Origin of the sequence: Kocuria sp. p3-SID1428, from assembly GCF_025149945.1 — a bacterium.
Taxonomy (GTDB): domain Bacteria; phylum Actinomycetota; class Actinomycetes; order Actinomycetales; family Micrococcaceae; genus Kocuria.
Genome location: NZ_JALXVH010000048.1, coordinates 1 through 18465, shown reverse-complemented (window position 1 = coordinate 18465; position 18465 = coordinate 1). Strand labels below are relative to the sequence as shown.

16 protein-coding genes, 4 tRNA genes and 1 pseudogene are annotated in these 18465 nt (G+C 71.4%); 10 read left to right on the top strand and 11 right to left on the bottom strand.

From position 1 onward, the window contains the following. Positions 1 to 69: 69 nt before the first annotated feature. From M3E84_RS10135 to msrB, 3 genes are all read right to left on the bottom strand, one after another. On the bottom strand, positions 70 to 1359 hold the full coding sequence (locus tag M3E84_RS10135; RefSeq protein WP_259896048.1) for an HRDC domain-containing protein: 1290 nt from the start codon (positions 1357 to 1359) through the stop codon (positions 70 to 72). Between the two features lie 72 nt (positions 1360 to 1431). Further along, positions 1432 to 2028: a DUF3000 domain-containing protein gene (locus tag M3E84_RS10130; RefSeq protein WP_259896047.1), complete on the bottom strand. Its 597-nt coding sequence runs from the start codon at positions 2026 to 2028 to the stop codon at positions 1432 to 1434. A gap of 89 nt (positions 2029 to 2117) precedes the next feature. Beyond that, positions 2118 to 2630, bottom strand: coding sequence for a peptide-methionine (R)-S-oxide reductase MsrB (msrB, locus tag M3E84_RS10125; RefSeq protein ID WP_396415605.1), 513 nt, complete (start codon positions 2628 to 2630; stop codon positions 2118 to 2120). Between the two features lie 178 nt (positions 2631 to 2808). On the opposite strand from msrB, the gene M3E84_RS10120 reads away from it, so the two are divergent. Then, positions 2809 to 4260 carry a lysophospholipase gene (locus tag M3E84_RS10120; protein WP_259896046.1) on the top strand — a complete coding sequence of 484 codons (1452 nt, stop codon included), beginning with the start codon at positions 2809 to 2811 and terminating at the stop codon, positions 4258 to 4260. Positions 4261 to 4353: 93 nt separating this feature from the next. Here the strand turns inward: M3E84_RS10120 and M3E84_RS10115 are convergent, their stop codons facing one another. Beyond that, positions 4354 to 4818, bottom strand: coding sequence for a SufE family protein (locus M3E84_RS10115; RefSeq protein WP_259896045.1), 465 nt, complete (start codon positions 4816 to 4818; stop codon positions 4354 to 4356). Further along, the gene (locus tag M3E84_RS10110; RefSeq protein WP_259896044.1) at positions 4815 to 5726 is read right to left on the bottom strand and encodes a sulfurtransferase; all 912 of its coding nucleotides are present in this window, start codon (positions 5724 to 5726) and stop codon (positions 4815 to 4817) included. The genes M3E84_RS10115 and M3E84_RS10110 overlap by 4 nt, the downstream gene beginning before the upstream one ends. Before the next feature lie 209 nt (positions 5727 to 5935). On the opposite strand from M3E84_RS10110, the gene zapE reads away from it, so the two are divergent. Further along, positions 5936 to 7000: a cell division protein ZapE gene (gene zapE, locus M3E84_RS10105; protein WP_259896043.1), complete on the top strand. Its 1065-nt coding sequence runs from the start codon at positions 5936 to 5938 to the stop codon at positions 6998 to 7000. Positions 7001 to 7159: 159 nt separating this feature from the next. On the opposite strand, the gene M3E84_RS10100 is transcribed toward zapE, so the two are convergent. The 4 genes from M3E84_RS10100 to M3E84_RS10085 all read right to left on the bottom strand — a co-directional run bounded on the left by M3E84_RS10100 (position 7160) and on the right by M3E84_RS10085 (position 7878). Next, a complete protein-coding gene (locus M3E84_RS10100; RefSeq protein WP_181954308.1) occupies positions 7160 to 7330 on the bottom strand; it encodes an antitoxin in 171 nt (56 codons plus the stop codon). 228 nt (positions 7331 to 7558) lie between these two features. Next, positions 7559 to 7633: transfer RNA gene (locus tag M3E84_RS10095), tRNA-Val, on the bottom strand. Positions 7634 to 7668: 35 nt separating this feature from the next. Beyond that, positions 7669 to 7739: transfer RNA gene (locus M3E84_RS10090), tRNA-Cys, on the bottom strand. A gap of 66 nt (positions 7740 to 7805) precedes the next feature. Further along, positions 7806 to 7878 (bottom strand) — tRNA-Gly (locus M3E84_RS10085). Between the two features lie 583 nt (positions 7879 to 8461). Here M3E84_RS10085 and M3E84_RS10080 point away from each other — a divergent pair. The 7 genes and pseudogenes from M3E84_RS10080 to M3E84_RS10050 all read left to right on the top strand — a co-directional run. Next, positions 8462 to 8533: transfer RNA gene (locus tag M3E84_RS10080), tRNA-Val, on the top strand. A 153-nt stretch (positions 8534 to 8686) separates the two neighbouring features. Then, positions 8687 to 9529: a cytochrome gene (locus M3E84_RS10075; RefSeq protein ID WP_259896042.1), complete on the top strand. Its 843-nt coding sequence runs from the start codon at positions 8687 to 8689 to the stop codon at positions 9527 to 9529. A 150-nt stretch (positions 9530 to 9679) separates the two neighbouring features. Further along, positions 9680 to 10228 (top strand): peptide deformylase, encoded by a 549-nt coding sequence (gene def / locus M3E84_RS10070; RefSeq protein ID WP_259896041.1) that lies wholly within the window; start codon positions 9680 to 9682, stop codon positions 10226 to 10228. Positions 10229 to 10237: 9 nt separating this feature from the next. Further along, a complete protein-coding gene (locus M3E84_RS10065; RefSeq protein ID WP_259896040.1) occupies positions 10238 to 11176 on the top strand; it encodes a methionyl-tRNA formyltransferase in 939 nt (312 codons plus the stop codon). Between the two features lie 158 nt (positions 11177 to 11334). Further along, on the top strand, positions 11335 to 12822 hold the full coding sequence (locus M3E84_RS10060; RefSeq protein ID WP_311200461.1) for a transcription antitermination factor NusB: 1488 nt from the start codon (positions 11335 to 11337) through the stop codon (positions 12820 to 12822). Between the two features lie 34 nt (positions 12823 to 12856). Further along, positions 12857 to 13522 carry a ribulose-phosphate 3-epimerase gene (rpe, locus tag M3E84_RS10055; RefSeq protein ID WP_259896038.1) on the top strand — a complete coding sequence of 222 codons (666 nt, stop codon included), beginning with the start codon at positions 12857 to 12859 and terminating at the stop codon, positions 13520 to 13522. A gap of 387 nt (positions 13523 to 13909) precedes the next feature. Next, positions 13910 to 15595 (top strand): annotated as a pseudogene (locus M3E84_RS10050) (class I tRNA ligase family protein); the annotation flags it as partial. Between the two features lie 139 nt (positions 15596 to 15734). Here the strand turns inward: M3E84_RS10050 and M3E84_RS10045 are convergent. Together M3E84_RS10045 and M3E84_RS10040 are read right to left on the bottom strand one after the other, a co-directional pair. Further along, entirely contained in the window at positions 15735 to 16340 is a 606-nt protein-coding gene (locus M3E84_RS10045; protein ID WP_259896037.1) for a DsbA family protein, read from the bottom strand. Between the two features lie 179 nt (positions 16341 to 16519). Then, entirely contained in the window at positions 16520 to 17086 is a 567-nt protein-coding gene (locus tag M3E84_RS10040) for a TetR/AcrR family transcriptional regulator (RefSeq protein WP_259896036.1), read from the bottom strand. A 192-nt stretch (positions 17087 to 17278) separates the two neighbouring features. Between M3E84_RS10040 and M3E84_RS10035 the strand changes: the two genes are divergently transcribed. Further along, the gene (locus tag M3E84_RS10035; protein ID WP_259896035.1) at positions 17279 to 18436 is read left to right on the top strand and encodes an ABC transporter permease; all 1158 of its coding nucleotides are present in this window, start codon (positions 17279 to 17281) and stop codon (positions 18434 to 18436) included. Positions 18437 to 18465 lie beyond the last annotated feature (29 nt).

Here is an 18465-nt window from a genome sequence, read left to right as displayed (position 1 = left end):
CCTGTGAGGCATCGCCTCCGCAGGCGATCGCCGATGAGAGCCTGCGGAGGCGACCCAAGGGGAGGGGGGTCAGCCGGCAGAGTCGTCCTGGTGCTCGGTGCGCGGCAGGCGCAGCGCGCTCTGGAGGGTCGAAGCCACGTTGTCGATCTGCCACCGGCGGGCACCGAGCTCGCGCAGCCGCTCGGCGATCTGCTCGAGCTCGGCCGAGGCCGGGGGATCCCAGCTGAAGCGGCGCAGTTGCTCGGGCACCAGGAGGTTCTCGGTGGGCATCCCCAGCTCGGCGGCGCGCTCGGCCACGGCCGGCTTCAGCGTGCGCAGGCGCTCGGCGGCGGCGGGTCGCTTGACGGTCCAGGACTTCACGGGCGGCAGCGCGTCGGAGGGGACCGACTGCGGCACCAGCTCCTCGCTCTGGCGGGCCTCGGAGAGGGCACGCAGCCAGCGCGGAGCCTCCTTGGAGGCGGCACGACCGTGGAATCCCGGCGTGCGCAGCAGCTGGGGCACCGAGCGCGGCATGGCCTGGGCCACCGCCACGAGCGCGGAGTCCGGCAGCAGCCGCCCGGGGGAGATGTCCTTGTGGCGGGCGAGCTCCTCGCGCTCGGTCCACAGGTTGCGCAGGGCGGTGAGCTGGCGTCGTCCGCGGACTTTGGTGATCCCGGAGGTGCGCCGCCACGGATCCTTCCGCGGGGCGGCAGGCGGCGCGGTGCGCATGGCCTCGAACTCCTCGAGCGCCCACTCCAGCTTTCCCTGCGAGCGCAGCAGCTCTTCCATGGCGTAGCGCAGCTGGACCAGGACCTCGACGTCCAGGGCCGCGTAGGTCAGCCACGACTCGGGCAGCGGACGGGTGGACCAGTCCACGGCGGAATGCTCCTTGGCCATGGTGAAGCCGAGCAGCTCCTCCGTCTCGGCGGCCAGCCCCACGCGCGCCAGCCCGGCGATGCGCCCGCCGAGCTCGGTGTCGAACAGGGCATCGGGGTGCATGTCCAGTTCGCGCAGGCAGGGCAGATCCTGCGTGGCGGCGTGCAGGACCCACTCGGTGCCGCGCAGGGCCTCGTCGATGATCCCCAGCGAGCCGGTGGCCTCCGGATCGATCAGCACGGTGCCGGTGCCCTCGCGGCGCAGCTGGACCAGGAAGGCGCGCTGGCCGTAGCGGAAGCCGCTGGCGCGCTCGGTGTCCAGGGCCACGGGGCCGGTGCCCTGGCTGAGCTGCTCGGCGGCCAGCTCGAGGCGCCGGGTCGTGTCCACGAGAGGGGGCAGCCCGTCCATGGGCTGATCGAGGAACACGGTCTCGGGGATCTCGAAGTCCTCGAAGCCCTCGACGACGGTGGGGCTCGGACGCTGGGAGGGGCTCGTGCTGCTCACTGCGGCTGTCAGATCCTCTGGGTTCTCGGATGGTTCGTGGGGTGTCCGGTGTGCTCGCGGCTGCCGCGGGGGTCAGCGCCGCAGGACGGTGACCGACTCGGTCACCGGAGGAAGACCGGCGAAGGTGCAGACCATGTCGGCCCAGGCCTCCAGATGCACGGAGAGGTCCTCGCCGTGAGGCGTCCAGGAGGCCCGCAGCTCCACGTCGATGTACTCCTCCGTGTCGGCCAGCTGGCCGAAGCCCTCGGAGAGCACCCGCGAGGCCGTTCCGCCCTCCCGGGTGTACTGCGCGCCGCTGCGGTCCAGGGACTCGAGCAGCCAGCTCCAGGCGACCTGGGCGAGCATCTCGTCGTGGCCCAGATCGCGCTCGACCTCGGCCTTCACGTAGGTCACGATGCGGAACGCCCCGCCCCACTCGCCGCCGCGATCCGGTGTGTGGATCAGCAGGAAGCGGCCGGTGGCCAGCTCCCGGGCATCCTCGCGGGAGCCCTGCGCACTGGGGTGGGCCGATCCCGGCTCGAGCACGGTGGCCGAGAAGGCCACCGAATCAGCGGCTCGGGGTGTGGGCGCGGAGATCTCGACGAGCTCGATCTCCGGGCGGCACTGGGCACGACGCAGCGAAGCCGCTGCCCGTGGGAACCTTCCGACCAGATCGCTCTGAGCTGTCACGAGGCCCAGCCTATGACCGCCCCGCCCGGCGATCGGGCCTGCCACGCCGTCCGGGCCCTCCGATGACGACGCCCCGGCGGCAGTCGCCCTTAGGACTGTCCCTGGGCCTCTCCGGCGCCCTCGGAAGGCTCCAGGCGCATGGACAGCGAGTTGATGCAGTAGCGCAGGTCCGTGGGCGTGGGATAGCCCTCGCCGGCGAAGAGGTGACCCAGGTGGGAGTCGCAGGCAGCGCAGCGGACCTCCACGCGCTCCATGCCCAGCGACGAGTCGCGGATATAGCGCACGCGCTCCTCGGCCAGCGGCGCGAAGAATGACGGCCACCCGCAGTGGGAGCCGAACTTGGTCTCCGAGCGGAACAGCTCCGTGCCGCAGGCCCGACAGGAGTAGACGCCCTCGGTCTCGGTGTCCCAGTACTCGCCGGTGAAGGGTCGCTCGGTGCCTGCCTCGCGCAGGACGTGGAACTCCTGCGGGCTGAGCACTGCGCGCCACTCGTCCTCGGTGCGCTGCACGCTGGGCTTGTGCTCGGCGGCCTGCTCGTCTGCGTTGGCCTGCGGGTCGGTGCTGCGCTGGTCGGTGCCGCGCGGATCGGTCTGCTCGGACACGGTGTCCTCCTCGCCTTGATGTCGTGGTGGCCCGCTGTGCCGCAAGAGCCAGGGGCCTCACGCGTGCAACAGCGCATGTGCCCCGGATATTCACGAAATCGGTTCCGCGCGTGCGGGCAGAGCTCGCGGGGATCGTCGTTCCCGGCGGACGCCGAGGCTCACATGACAGAATGTGACTATGCCCGGTTCCCTGCGCTCATCGACCCACCCCGCCCGATCGCGACCGCTTCCCGCCCTGCGCAGGCCGCCGCGGGAGCCGTCGTCGGTGTGGGCCCGCGGGGCCGTGGCGGGCACGGCGCTGACGGTGGGGGCGGCCTCGCTGTCCTTCGGCGTCTCCTCGGCGATCGCCGCCTATGTGGCGCGCCAGGTGGTCGTGCCGCCTCGGTACCGCTCCGAGGACCTGGCCATCCACGAGTACACCCCGGTGGATCCGGCGCAGCATCCCGAGGCGCTGCCCGGAGCCGGCGAGGTGCGCCTGGCCGCCACGGTTGAGACCACCGTCGACGGGCTCTACAGCCTGCGCTTCGCCGGAGGCCAGGGCCATGCCCGCATCGGCGAGATCCTCTCCTGGTCGCCGGCTGCCGGCGAGGTCGTGCGCGAGGTCCAGGAGGTCTACAGCGGCGATCTCTCGGCCGCCTCCCGCGGCTGGTGGGCCGGAACGGTCTACCCGGATCCGGCCGCGGCCGGCTACCGCTTCCATGAGGTCGAGCTGCCCATGGAGATGGGCGCAGCACCCTGCTGGGTGGTCCCGGCGGGGCAGAGACGGGATCCGCAGGCGTCCAGCGCGCGCCCGGGGACGGACCGCGGCTTCCGCCCTCGCGGTGCCGGAGGCCACGACGAGCACCGCCAGGACGACCACCGCGAGAGCGCGTCCCGCGACGACGAGCAGACCGCGGCCGAGGACCCCGCTGCCCAGCAGCTGCCCGGCCCCTGGGCGATCATGGTCCACGGCCGCGGCGCCCAGCGCATGGAGGCCATCCGCGCCCTGGACACCGCCCAGCGCATGGGCCTGAACTCGCTGCTGATCTCCTACCGCAACGACCGAGAGGCTCCGGCCTCCCCGGACGGACGCTACGGGCTGGGGTTCACGGAGTGGAAGGACGTCCAGCTGGCGATCTCCTACGCCAAGCTGCGCGGGGCCACCCGGATCGTGCTGTTCGGCTGGTCCATGGGCGGGGCGATCTGCCTTCAGACCGCCGACCTGTCGATCTACCGGGCTGACATCGCCGGGATGATCCTCACCGGGCCGGTCGTCGACTGGTTCACGCTGTTCACGCACCACACGGCCTCGCGGCACATTCCCTCGGCGATCACCACCATGGCGCAGTCGCTGATCACCTCGCCGCGCGGGCTGTGGCTCACGGGCCTGGCCGCACCGCTGGACCTGGGCTCGCTGGACTGGATCACGCGCGCCGATCAGCTGCAGACCCCCACGCTGATCCTGCACTCCGCCGATGACGAGTTCGTCCCGGACACCGCCTCCAAGCGCTTGGCGGAACTCAGCGACCGGGTCGAGATGGTGGGCTTCCAGCGCGCCCGCCACACCAAGGAGTGGAACGTGGATCCGCAGCGGTGGGAGTCCTCCGTGGAGGAGTGGGCCGCGCGCGTGCTGCCGGACCTGCACGACTGAGGCCGGCTGCGGCGCCGCCCCTGCTGAAGACCAGCGCAGGCCCCGTCGGGACGGGCCGACGGGGCCTGCTGCGTGTGCCGCCCAGGGACCTGCTCAGCGCGGCAGGTTCGCGATCTGACGACGGATGCGATCCAGCATGGCGGACATGCCGCGCATGCGCAGCGGCGAGACCAGGTGCGTCAGCCCGAAGCGCTCCGTGAGATCGCCGGGCAGATCGCGAATCTGCGCGGCCGGCAGCCCGTCGAGGCCCTCGTGCAGGATCGAGGCGAAGCCGCGGGTCGTCGGGGCCTCCTGGGGTGCGGAGAAGAACAGGCGCACGGGGGTGTCGTCGTCGCCGGTCTGGGCCTGGCCGTCCCATTCGACCGTCAGGAACAGCGGCGACTGGCACTCCACGACCTGCTCGAGCTGCTCCGGGTGCTCCCCGTAGCGCTCCGGCAGCTCCGGCAGCGAGCGGGAGAACTCCAGCAGCAGCTGGAGGCGATCCGCGTCCGGCACGGCGTGGAAGTCCTCGATCAGCTCCTGCACGGATTCCGGGATGTTGGCGTCCGCCCCGCTCATCGACGGGCCTCCGGAGCCTCGCCGCGCTCCTCGCCCATCACCACGGGCAGACCGACGGAGTTGCCCCACTCGGTCCAGGAGCCGTCGTAGTTGCGCACCTGCGGGTAGCCCAGAAGGTGCTCGAGCACGAACCAGGTGTGCGAGGAGCGCTCGCCGATGCGGCAGTAGGCGATGACCGGGCCCTGCGGATCCAGTCCGATCTCGTCGCGGTAGATCGCCTCGAGCTCGGCGCGGGTCTTGAAGGTCGAGTCCTCGGCGGCCGCGCGCGCCCACGGGACGGAGGCCGCGGTGGGGATGTGGCCGCCGCGCAGCACGCCCTCCTGCGGGTAGTCGGCCATGTGCGTCCGCTCGCCCGTGTACTCGGGGGCCGAGCGGACATCCACCAGGGGAGTGCGGCCGATCTCGTCCAGGACGTCCTGACGGAAGGCGCGGATGCGGGAGTCGTCGCGCTCTACCACCGGGTAGTCCGTGCGCTCGCGCGACGGAGTCTCCGTGGACAGCTCCCGGCCCTCGGCGATCCACTTGTCGCGGCCGCCGTCCATGAGCCGAACGTCCTGGTGGCCGAACAGGGTGAACACCCACAGGGCGTAGGCGGCCCACCAGTTGGACTTGTCGCCGTAGACCACGATCGTGTGCTCGCGGGAGATGCCCTTGGCGCTCATCAGCTCGGCGAACTGCTGCCCGCCCAGGTAGTCGCGCACGTCCTGCTGGTTCAGCTCGGTGTGCCAGTCCACCTTCACGGCACCCGGGACGTGCCCGGTCTCGTAGAGCAGCACGTCCTCGTCCGACTCCACGACGACGACCTGCGGGTCGTCCAGGTGCTGGGACACCCACTCGGTGGAGACCAGGCGCTCGGGGTGGGCGTACTCGGCGAACTTGGGATCGGTGGTATCGGGATCGACAGCCATGTGCGTCCTCCTGAAGGGGTCGTAGGGGCGGGCCCGGGGCGGGTCCGCAGGCCGGTGCGGACACCGGCTCGGGGATCTGCTCCCCACTGTACCCACGGGCCTGCTCGTCGGTTCCGGCCCGCCCGGAGGTGTGCGCGACGGGCGAACCTGCGGCGGGCGTGCCGTTAGGCTCGGAAGCATCCCGTCGGCCGTACCTGAGAGGTCCTTCAGTGAGCCCCAAGATCGAGCGCCTGTCCGAGCGCGTCCCGTCCGTCTCCGCGGAGCAGCTGCTCGAGGGCTTCCGGCCCTCCGAGCGCTTCGGCGAGGTCTCCTTCGACACCTACCGCCCGGACCCCTCCCAGCCCTCGCAGGCCGAGGCCGTCCAGGAGCTCAAGCGCTTCGCCGCCTCGATCAAGGCGCCCTCGGAGAAGAAGGGCGGGGGCTTCTTCTCGCGCATGTTCGGCGGCGGGCAGAAGCAGACGGCGGCCCAGGGCATCTACCTGGACGGCGGCTTCGGCGTCGGCAAGACGCACCTGCTGGCCTCGCTGTGGCACGCCTCACCGGGGCCCAAGTCCTTCGGCACCTTCGTGGAGTACACCAACCTGGTCGGTGCGCTGACCTTCCGCAAGACGGTCGAGGCGCTCAGCGGCTACGCGCTGGTGTGCATCGACGAGTTCGAGCTCGACGATCCCGGCGACACCGTGCTGATGTCGCGGCTGATGCGCGAGCTGGCGGATGCGGGCGTGCGCCTGGCTGCGACCTCCAACACGCTGCCCGGATCCCTGGGGGAGGGCCGGTTCGCAGCACAGGACTTCCAGCGCGAGATCCAGGTGCTCTCCGACCAGTTCGAGGTCCTGCGCATCGACGGCGAGGACTACCGCCACCGCGGCCTGCCGGAGGCGCCTGCCCCGTTGGCCGACGATCAGCTCGAGGCCGCCGCGGACGAGCGCTTCGGCGACGATCAGGTCGTGTCCGCCGATGACTTCGAGGACATCCTGGAGCACCTGATCCGCGTGCACCCCTCGCGCTACCGGGCCATGGTCCAAGGCCTAGACGGCATCGTGTGGCGCGGTGTGCGCACGGTGGACGAGCAGGCTCTGGCCCTGCGTCTGGTGGTGATGGCCGATCGCCTCTACGACCGCGACCTGCCGATCATCAGCTCGGGGGTGCCGTTCGATCAGATCTTCACCCCGGAGATGATGGCCGGCGGCTATCAGAAGAAGTACTCGCGCGCCGTCTCGCGCCTGACGGCTCTGGCTCGCGAGGGGCAGATGCCGGAGAAGCCGTCGCTGTGAGCGGCTGAGGGATCGGCCGACGTCGTCGGCTGCGGCGATCTCCGGCACTGCGCCAGGTCGAGACGGCCGGGAAGCACTGAGGGGCGGCACCGTGATGGTGCCGCCCCTCAGGCGCACGAGGGCCGACCCTCTCGGGCCGGCCGAGCGCTGATCCGGGGATCAGTTCTCGTCGTCGCCGCCGCCAGTGAGGTTGTCCTTGGCGGAGTTGATCTGATCCTCGTACTGGCCGCCGGTCTTGTCGTTGGCCGTGTCAGCAGCCTTGTCGACGGCCTCGGGGTTGTCCGAAGCTGCCTGCTTGGCCTTGTCTGCCATTCCTCCGAGATCCACCATGATGGTCTCCTCTCGTCCGATGTCATCTGACGAGACCACTCTCCACTGCCCGCGGTCCATGTCGCAACATCGGAGGTCCCCGGGCGCGTCGCCCACCCCCGCCGAGTGGATACCTAGTTGCGCGATCTGGCCCCTTGGCGCAACTAGGTATCCACTCGGCGGGGGTGGGGTGGGGAGGGAGGGTACGACGAAGGCCCCGACTGAAGCTTCAGTCGGGGCCTTCTGTGCTGGTGCGCGATACTGGGATCGAACCAGTGACCTCTTCCGTGTCAGGGAAGCGCGCTACCGCTGCGCCAATCGCGCTCGTGCTCCCGGGGGAGCGAGCTGGGTGGGAACCGAGGTGGAGACGGGATTCGAACCCGCGTAGACGGCTTTGCAGGCCGCTGCCTAACCACTCGGCCACCCCACCGGGACCTGTGTCCTTGCGGACCTGGCCTTCTCATTGATCGCATGCATCCGAAGATGATGCTCTCCGAGCGGTTGACGGGAGTCGAACCCGCGACCCTCACCATGGCAAGGTGATGCTCTACCAGCTGAGCTACAACCGCGAATCATCTGCCTTTCGGCTGACGTTCGATCGGAAACTGTATCACAGCCTTTTCCGTGCTTTCGCCCGGTGCCTCGGCTGCGGACAGTGCGTGCATCCGCGCTCCGCAGAGCTGTCGCTCTGCGTCCTTCGGCCTGCTCGCCGTTCCGACAGGCGTAGACATTAGGCCACCTGAATCGTGCCGCGCAAATCGAACCGCGGGGCTCGTGGGGATCCGCCCGATCCCGCGAGCGCAGTCCCTTGGACGGTCCCTCGAGCGCGGCTCCACAGCGCGACGCTCCCTTCTCGAACGGCCCCGCCGTGTTCCCTCTGCGATCGAGTGGTCCTGTGGTGGGCGTCTGAGGCGTGGAGCGCATTCCAGGAGGCCGCTCGAGGAGCGGAGGGGCGTGAACGCACTCTCATGGGCCACTCGGGGAGTTCTGCCGGGTGGGGCGTTCATCGCGGGTGCTGGCCGCGGGGAACCAGGGAGGGGATGGATGGCGCACCCGCGCGTCGTGTGCTCCCTCTGTGGGCGGCTGATCCGGGGTCGGCGCGGCCGAATTGGCGAGCGGGCTCGGGGTGCGCTATGGTTTCCAGGTCGAAAGGCGCGATTAGCGCAGCGGTAGCGCGCTTCGTTCACACCGAAGAGGTCACTGGTTCGATCCCAGTATCGCGCACGGAAGATCGACCAGAAGGCCCCGTCCGGTTCCACCGGCCGGGGCCTTCTGCATGGTGGCCGTCGTCCTGCATCCTCGGGGCCCCGTGCCCCGGCGCCGACGGCCCGGGGACGATCACCGTCCACAACGGACAGCCCAGGAGGGAGTCTCCGCATGACCCAGCCGCGACTGGCGCAGCAGACCGAGCACGGCCGGATGTATGCGCGCAGCGACTCCGGGCAGCCCGAGGTCCCCTCGATCACCACGGTCCTCAGCTGCGCGGCGCTCGATCTCGGGGGGTGGCACGGCTGGTCCGCGGCCCAGGCCGTGATCTCGGATGACCGGCTGCCGCAAGCCATCGGCTCGGCACCCAGACTGCGCCAGATCGCCCGCGACGCCGCCGGCGCCGCCGAGCGCCATCGCGATGAAGCCGCCCTGCGCGGAGACCGGGTCCATGACTACGCCGAGCAGACCGCCCTGCGCGCCATGGGCCTGGAGTCCCGGGTCGACGAGGTGCGGGAGATCCTGGCATCGCACGGCGAGCGGGCGTACGCCGAGCGGTTCGACGAGTGGTGGCAGCTCTACCGCCCCGAGCCGCTGGCCGCGGAGATCACCGTGTGGAACGCCAGCGTGGGCTACGCCGGAACGCTGGACCTGGTGGCCCGCATCGGGGGCAAGCTCTGCCTGATCGACTACAAGACCAAGGGCACGGACCGCGCCGGGCGCGTGAAGGCCATGGACGCCAAGGTCGTCACGCAGCTCGTGGCCGGTCTGAAGGCCGAGGAGCAGCTGGTCGACGCCCAGGCCGGGTCGTGGGAGCCCTGGAAGCACGGCGCCGCAGACCTGCTGCTCGGCGTGGCGGTGGGCGAGACCGAGGTCTCCGCGCAGCAGGCCGCCCCCGAGGTCCTCGAGGCCCACTGGCACAAGTTCTGCACGCTGCGCCGACTCTGGGGGCATCAGACCAGACTGGATCGAGGTCCCGCGCAGCTGCGCCCCGTTCCACCACCGCCGGCCTGAGCGCCCGAGGCGCCGAGGCCGCGGGCGGCGCGGCGGCGCACCCGCCGCAGCGCCGCGCCCGTCGCCGCGCAGCAGATGCGAATCAGCCGCAGCACCCCAGACCCGTCCCAGCTCCACCGATCCAGCACCCGCAGCCAGGAGGAACCGCCCATGTCCGTCCGTCCGATCCGCACGATCGGGGATCCGATCCTGCGCAGCGCGGCCGATCCGGTCCGGCGCTTCGACGACGACCTGCGCACCCTCGTGGCCGACATGTTCGAGACCATGCGCGATGTGGAGGGCGTGGGCCTGGCGGCTCCGCAGATCGGCGTGGGCCTTCAGATCTTCGTCTACGAGATCGGGGAGGACTCGGGGGTCTTCATCAACCCGAGCATCGAGGTGGGCGAGCAGCTGCAGGAAGGCGGCGAGGGCTGTCTGTCCGTGCCGGGGCTGGGCTTCGACACCCCGCGCAGGGACTGGGCCCGGGTCACCGGCCTGGATGAGCTTGGCGATCCCCAGCAGGCGGAGGGGACGGGCCTGCTGGCGCGCTGTTTCCAGCACGAGCATGACCACCTGCTGGGCACCCTGTACGTCAACCGCCTGGAGGGGCAGGCGCGCCGCGAGGCCTGGCGTCGGATCCGCGCCGGCGACTACGACCGCACCGTCGCCGAAGTGCGCCACGAGCGCGCCGGCACCCTGGGCTCGAGCTTCGGAGGCTGAGGAGGCACCGTGAGGATCATCTACGCAGGAACCCCGGAACCGGCGGTGGCTCCGCTCGAGCACCTGGCCGCGGCCGAGGGGATCGAGATCGCCGCGGTGCTCACCCGCACCGATGCCCCCGTGGGCCGCAAGAAGGTGCTGACCCCGTCGCCGGTGGCCGCCGCCGCCGAGCGGCTCGGGCTGCCCGTGCTGAAGGCCAACAGGGTCGACGAGGACGTCGTGGCCCAGCTGCGGGAGACCGGAGCGCAGGCCGGGGCGATCGTGGCCTACGGCGCGCTGCTCAAGCGCCCGGCGCTGGAGGCCCTGCCGCTGGGCTGGGTCAATCTCCACTTCTCCCTGCTGCCGCGCTGGCGCGGCGCCGCACCGGTGCAGCACTCGCTGATCCACGGCGATGCAGAGATCGGGGCCTCGGCCTTCCTGCTCGACGAGGGCATGGACACCGGCCCGCTGCTGGGCACCGCTGTCACGCGGCTGCGCGACGACGACGTGGCCGGCTCCCTGCTCGAGCGCATGTCGCACGAGACCGCGCCCCTGCTCCTGGAGGCGCTGCAGCGGCTCGAGCGCGGTGAGCAGCCCGTCGCGCAGGAGGGCGAGCCCACCATGGCGCCCAAGCTGTCCACCGCGGACAGCCGGATCGACTGGGACTGGCCGGCCGCGCAGATCGTGCGCCTGGTGCGCGGCACCACGCCCGAGCCGGGTCCGTGGACCGAGCTGGACGGTCAGCGCTTCAAGATCGTCGGTGGCCTGCGCGAGGCGCCCGAGCGCACCGACCTGGCCCCGGGGCAGGTGCAGCTGCGCGACGGCCGCGTCCTGAGCGGAACGGGCACCCACGCCGTCGAGCTGCTGCGCGTGCAGCCGGCGGGCAAGCAGGCCATGGCGGCCGGTGACTGGGCCCGCGGCCGGTTCGGCCGCGCAGACGACGAGACCACGAGGACGGTGTTCGCATGAGCCCGGCGGATGAGGCAGGACGGCGCGGACCGAGCGGCGGAGCAGATCAAGGCGGACGTCGAGGCGGCGGCTCCCGAGGCCGTGCAGGCTCGGGGGATCGTCGGCGCGGCGACGAGGATCGCCGTGATCAGTCCGGTCGCCAGCGCCACCGCCGGTCGATGGCTCAGCGCTCCTACTCGGCCTCGGCGCCGTCGCAGCGCTCTCGCCAGGCTGATCCGGCCCGTCTGGCCGCCTACCGCACCCTGCGCGAGGTCTCCGAGAACGACGCTTACGGCAACCTGGTGCTGCCGCAGCAGATCCGCCAGCAGCGCCTGGACCGCCGCGATGCCGGCTTCGCCACGGAGCTGGCCTACGGCGCCCTGCGGCACCAGGGCACCTGGGATGCGGTCCTGCAGCGCTGTGTGGACCGCCCGCTCGGCAAGCTCGACGCCCCGGTGGTCGATGTCCTGCGCCTGGGCGTGCACCAGCTGCTGGCCATGCGCGTGCCGGATCACGCGGCGATCGACCAGACGGTCGGGCTGACGCGGGCCGAGATCGGCGCCGGTCCGTCGGGACTGGTCAACGCGGTGCTGCGCAAGGTCGCCGCCGCCCCGCTCGAGCAGTGGATCGCCGAGCTGAGCGAGGGGGCCGACACCTGGCAGCGCCTGGCCACAGCCCACGCCCATCCCGAATGGATCGTGCGCGCCCTGAGCCAGGCGCTGAGCGCCCACGGACGCAGTCCCGAGGAGATCGAGGCCCTGCTCGAGGCCGATAACGAGGCTCCGTCCGTCCAGCTCGTGGCGCTGCCCCGCGTGGGCCAGATCCAGGAGGAGCTCGACGACGGCGCCGAGCCCGGCCCCCTGACTCCTGACTCCGCGATCAGCGCCGGCGGCGACCTGCACCGCCGCGCCGGCGTGCGCACCGGAGGGATCCGCGTCCAGGACTCCGGCTCCCAGCTCGTGGCCCGCACGCTCGTGGCGGCCCGTCCCGTGGAGGCGGGGGAGCACTGGCTCGATCTGTGCGCCGGCCCCGGGGGCAAGGCCGCCCTGCTGGCCGCGCTCGCGGCCCAGCACGGGGCCACCCTGCTGGCCAACGAGGTCTCCGAGCACCGGGCCCGTCTGGTCGACGACGCCCTGGCCGTGCTGCCCGAGGACGCCTGGCAGATCCGCTGGGGCGACGGCCGCGACATCGCCTCGGTGCTGGAGCAGCCGGATCACTACGTGGCCGCCGAGGGCTTCGACCGCATCCTCGTGGATGCTCCGTGCACGGGGCTGGGTGCGCTGCGGCGCCGTCCGGAGGCGCGCTGGCGTCGTCGCCCCTCCGATCTGGCCGATCTGACTCAGCTGCAGGCCCAGCTGCTGCCTGCTGCCGCCGAGGCCCTGCGCCCCGGCGGGCTGCTGCTCTACGCCACGTGCTCGCCGCATGCCGCGGAGACGGTTGTGGCCGTCGACGACCTGCTGCGCGCCCGCCCCGATCTGCGCCTGATCGACGCCGCCGAGCCGGCGCGCGCCGCAGCGCTTCCCGGTGCGCTCGAGGGCCGGGCCGATCCGTCGAACCCGCATCCGGCGGGGGAGTCCGTGGCCGACGGCGCGCGGACCGTGCAGCTGTGGCCGCACGTGCACGGAACCGATGCCATGTTCATGGCCCTGTTCACCAAGACCTCCTAAGGTCGAGAGCACACCCGAGGTCCCAGGAGGAGCCATGTCCCGCTGCTGCATCCATCCGTCCGTGCTCTCGGCGGACTTCGCCAACCTGGAGGCCGAGCTGCAGCGGATCTCCACGGCCGATGCCGCGCACATCGATGTCATGGACAACCGCTTCGTGCCGAACCTGACCCTGGGTCTTCCGGTGGTCGAGCGGCTGCAGGCGGTCTCTCCGGTCCCGCTGGACATCCACCTGATGATCGAGGACGCCGATCACTGGGCCCCGGCCTACGCGGAGGCCGGCTGCGCGTCGGTGACCTTCCACGCCGAGGCCGCCCGCGCCCCCATCCGCCTGGCCCGCGAGCTGCGCGGTGCCGGCTCCAAGGCAGGGCTGGCCCTGCGTCCGGCCACCCCGGTGGAGCCCTACCTGGACATGCTCACCGAGATCGACATGCTCCTGGTCATGACGGTGGAGCCGGGCTTCGGCGGGCAGAGCTTCCTGGACGTGACCCTGCCCAAGATCCGCCGCGCCGCCGAGGCCATCCGCGCCGGCGGCGGAGAGGTGGCCCTGCAGGTCGACGGCGGCGTCTCGCTGGAGACCATCGAGCGAGCCTCGGAGGCCGGCGCCGATGTCTTCGTGGCCGGCTCGGCCGTCTACGGCAAGGACGACCCCCAGGCCGCGATCGAGGCCCTGAGGAGGGCAGCCCGCTCCGCCCAGGGCTGAGGCGTCCGCGCACCGGGGTCGCCGCGTGCCATAATGGGGCCCACGACACGACGTGCTCCGAGATCGGTGGAATTCCGAGCCGGCGGTGACAGCCCGCTAACCGGTGGCCGTCGTCGTCGCCGAGAGCCCTCGGCCCCTTGAACGGGCCGAGCTCCCGGCGACGACACGACCCCGGCCTGACTGGTGAGATTCCAGTGCCGACAGAACAGTCTGGAAGGGAGGAGCACGGTCGATCGCCTCCGAGCCCCCGCGGCCCGAGCGCGCCGTCTTCGGCGTGCCCGCTCGTGGGCCGAGGAGTCATCGGCCGATCGTCCTCCCGTCCGCCTCCCGGACACCCGTGCCGCGGGGCGCCCGCCGCGCCGCGGCCGGGGCCGGGCGGCCGCGCCCCCCACCCGCGCCCTGATCGGGCGCGACGGCCGCTTCCTGGCCGAGCAGCCGTCGTGGATCGCCGACGGCGCCCCGGCTGAGCGCTACGCGAACGTGGCCGGCAAGACCGTGTTCTCCGCTCAGCAGGCAGTGGTGGAGATGCTCACGGAGTCCGGCGACCTCGAGGGCGAGCCGAAGAAGATCACCCACCCGGTGAACTTCTACGAGAAGGGCGACAAGCCCCTCGAGGTCGTGACCTCCCGGCAGTGGTATATCCGCAACGGCGGCCGCGACGCCTCCCGCCGCGAGAAGCTCATCGAGCGCGGCCGGGAGATCGAGTGGCATCCGTCGTTCATGCGCTCCCGGTACGAGAACTGGATCGAGGGGCTCAACGGCGACTGGCTGGTCTCCCGCCAGCGCTTCTTCGGCGTGCCGATCCCCGTGTGGTACCCGCTGGATGCGCAGGGCGAGCCGGTCTACGAGTCCCCCGTGCTGCCCGACGAGGCCGCGCTGCCTGTCGATCCCGCCGCCCAGCCGGCCCCGGGGTACACCGAGGACCAGCGCGACGTCCCGGGCGGCTTCACCGGCGACCCGGACGTGCTCGACACCTGGGCGACCTCGTCGCTGACGCCGCAGATCGCCACGGGGTGGGAGACCGATCCGCAGCTGCACGCCTCCACGTTCCCCATGGACCTGCGTCCGCAGGGCCACGACATCATCCGCACCTGGCTCTTCTCGACCGCCGTGCGCGCCGAGACCCTGGCCGGCTCCGTGCCATGGCGCCACACCGCGCTGTCGGGCTGGATCCTGGATCCGGATCGCAAGAAGATGTCCAAGTCCAAGGGCAACGTGGTCGTGCCGAACGAGGTCCTGGAGAAGTACGGCGCCGACGCCGTGCGCTACTGGGCGGCCTCCGCACGCCTGGGCGCGGACACCGCCTACGACGAGGGTCAGATGAAGATCGGCCGTCGCCTGGCGATCAAGCTGCTCAACGCCTCCAAGTTCGTGCTGAACCAGGGCGTCACGGAGGCCTCGGTGCTGGGCACCGGAGCCGCTTCCCCCGGTACCGATCCGTCGGTGATCGTCAACGGCCTGGATCGCGCCCTGCTGGCACGTCTGCGCGAGGTCGTGGAGCAGGCGTCGAAGGCCCTGGCCGGCTATGAATACGCCCGGGCGCTGCAGCTCGTGGAGTCGTTCTTCTGGTCGTTCACCGACGACTACGTCGAGCTCGTGAAGGACCGGGCCTACGGCGCGCAGGGCCCCGAGCAGCAGGCCTCCGTGCATGCCGCCCTGGCCACCACCCTGGATGCGCTGCTGCGGCTGTTCGCCCCGTTCATCCCGTTCGCCACGGAGGAGGTCTGGTCGTGGTGGCGCGCAGGCTCCGTGCACCGCGCGCCGTGGCCGTCGGCCGAGTCCCTGGGCCAGGCCGATCAGGCCGATCCCGAGATCCTCACCGCCGTGGGCGTGGCGCTGTCGGGGCTGCGCAAGTCCAAGTCCGAAGCCAAGGTCAAGCAGCGCACCGAGGTGCTGTCGGCGACCATCACGGCCCCGGCCCCCCAGGTCGAGCAGCTGCAGGCCGGCCTCGGCGATCTGAAGGCCGCGGGCAACGTCCGCGAGCTGAGCGTCGTCGAGGGCGATGCCGGAGACTCCCTGCTGCTGGTGGGCGATGTCCAGCTGGCTCCCCCGGAGCAGACCGAGCAGGCCTGAGCCGGCCCAGCACAGCGCGAGGCCCCCGCACCGATCGGTGCGGGGGCCTCGTGGCGCTTCTCGCCCTCTTGCGAGCGCGACGTCAGCGGCGGGCGCCCTTCCGCAGGGCGAGCCGGCCGACGGAGGCGGCCAGCGGGCCTCAGCTGAAGTCCGGGCCCTTCTCGCGGCCGCGCTTGAGCTCGTAGAAGCCCGAGTAGCCCGACAGGGTGAGGGCGGCGTCCCAGATCTCGGCCGCCTGCTCGCCCTTGGGAGCCGGGGTGAACACGGGGCCGAAGAAGCCGGTGCCGTTCACGGCGATGCACGGGGTGCCGATGTCCTTGCCCGCGACGGCCTGAGCCGCCTCGGTGGACTCGCGCAGGGCGGCGTCGAAGTCGGTCGAGTCCTTGGCCTCGATCAGCTCGGCCGGCAGGCCGACCTCCTCGAGGGACTCGGCGATGGTCTCGACCATCTTCTTCTCGTCCCCGTAGCCCTGAACGTGCCAGCGGGTTCCCATGGCGTCGTAGAGCTTCTTGCGGTACTCGTCGCCGTGGGCCTGCGCGGCAGCCTGGATCACGCGGACCATCCACATCGACTCGTCGTGCCCGTGGTGGTGATTGTCCGGGTTGTTCTCATTGAGGATCCCCAGGGAGATGATGCGCCAGTCGACCTCGACATCGCGGCGCTGCTGGACCTCGCCCATCCACCGGGAGGTCATCCAGGCCCAGGGGCACAGGGGGTCGAACCAGAAGTCCACCTTGTCAGACATGCTCACTCCTTGATCAGCGGTGAGGCGCCACCATGTGCGGGGGCGGCCGACCGGGAACAGGGCCCGGCCATCGCTGCCCAACCTATGACGCACGGACGGCACAGGTCGAGGCGTCCGCTGACAGCGTGATGACGTGCAGGATCCGACCGCCCGCCGCGTGTGCGCAGCCTGCCCGCCCCTCAGGGGCGCAGACCGTGGAAGTAGGCGCCCACGAGCCAGCTCAGATCCACGGGCATGGTCTGCGTCACGGTCTCCGGGAGCGGGCGGGTGACCACCGCCAGGCCGAAGTAGAACTGTGCAGGGCTCAGGTCCTCCCGCACCAGCCCCGCCTCCTTGCCCCGACGCAGCAGCGCGCCCAGCCGGTCGAAGAGCCGGTCCCGCAGCTGCAGCACTCGGTCCCAGCCCGCCTCCTCGAACGCCGCCTTGCGCTGCGGGTCGGCACCTTCCACCAGAGCGCCGATCCGCAGCCGCCCGAGCTCGTGGGCGGCGGCCTGCCACGTGGCCCGGGGATCCTGATCCCACGCCGTCTCCAGCTCAGCGGCCGCCGCTTCGACCTTCTCGACGACGGCCTCCATCACGCCCAGGTAGAGCGCCCCTCGCGTGGGGAAATGGCGGTAGAGGGTGCCGATCCCCACGCCCGCTCGTGCCGCAACCGCGCTGAGCGGGACGTCCGTGCCCTGCTCGGCGAACAGCTCAGCCCCGGCCGTCTGCAGAGCAGCGCGCTTGGCTCGGGCATCGGCTCGCATGGTGGTCCTTCCGTGGTCATCTTCTCGGCTGGCAGCACTCTGACGTTCGGAACGCCGCCTCATGATCCTCGCACGGCCATGACGCAGCTCACCGGGCCTGAGCATTGGATCTGCTTGTCTCCACCTTATCGGAGGAATATGCTCCACTTAAGAATCGGAGGGAAATCCTCCACATGAACGAAGGAGCTTCTCATGTCCCACCCCGCCACCGAGGGCTCGCCCTCCTCGACCCGCCGCTCCTGGCGGGGCACGGGTCTGCTCATCCTGGTGCTGCCGATCGCGGTGTGCCTCATGCTGCTGGCCTTCCTCACCCCGGCCCTGAACTCCGGCCCGGAGGACCTGCCCCTGGCGGTCGCCGGTCCCGCCCCGGCCGTCGAGCAGATCACCGATGCGCTCGAGGAGCGCTCCCCCGGCGCCTTCGAGATCACCGAGTACGACGACGCCGAGCAGGCTGAGCAGGCCGTGGCCGATCGAGAGGCCATCGGTGCCGTGACGGTGGGACAGCAGGGTGTCGAGGTCCTCAAGGCCTCGGGAGCCGGCACCCCCTACGGCACGATGATGGACGGCCTCGCTACGGGTCTGGAGGAGCAGCAGAAGGCCCAGGCGCAGCAGGCACAGGGGCAGGAACAGCAGGCTCCGGCGCAGGGCGATCAGACTGCCGCTCAGAGCGGACAGGCGCAGGGCAAGCAGGCCCCGAGTGACCAGCCCCAGCAGGCCCCGGCCCAGGAGGTCACCGTGCGCGACATCGCCCCGCTGACCGACGACGACCCGAACGCGACGGCCATGAGCACGCTTGCCCTGCCGCTGGCCTTCGGCGGCATGATCTCCGCTGCGGCCTTCACCATGCTGTCCGGGAATCGGCCCGCTGTGCGCGCCCTCGGCATCATCGGCTTCTCGGCACTGGCGGGCGTGGCCGTGACCTGGGTCCTGCAGAGCTGGCTGCACGCGGTCGACGGCGACTTCTGGGCCCTGGCCGGCGTGCTCGCGCTGGGCATCGCGGCGATCTCCCTGGCCGTTTCCGGGCTGCAGTCCGTGCTGGGCGGTGCCGGTCTGGCACTGGGCGCGGTCCTCATGATGTTCGTGGCCAACCCTCTGTCGGGCATGGCGACCGGCTGGCAGTGGCTGCCGCAGCCGTGGGGTGCGATCGGACAGCAGCTGCCGATCGGCGCCGCAGGCACCGCATTGCGCTCAGTGGCCTTCTTCGACGGCACCGGGATGATTCACGCGCTGATCGTGCTCGTCTGCTGGGCGGCCGCGGGTCTGCTCCTCATCGCGCTGAGCGCGCTGCGCAAGCACAGGAAGAACCGCGCCCGACGCACGGACCCCTCCGCCTCGACGCGCAGCGCCTGAGCCGCTGAGCACCTGAGCACCTGAGCACA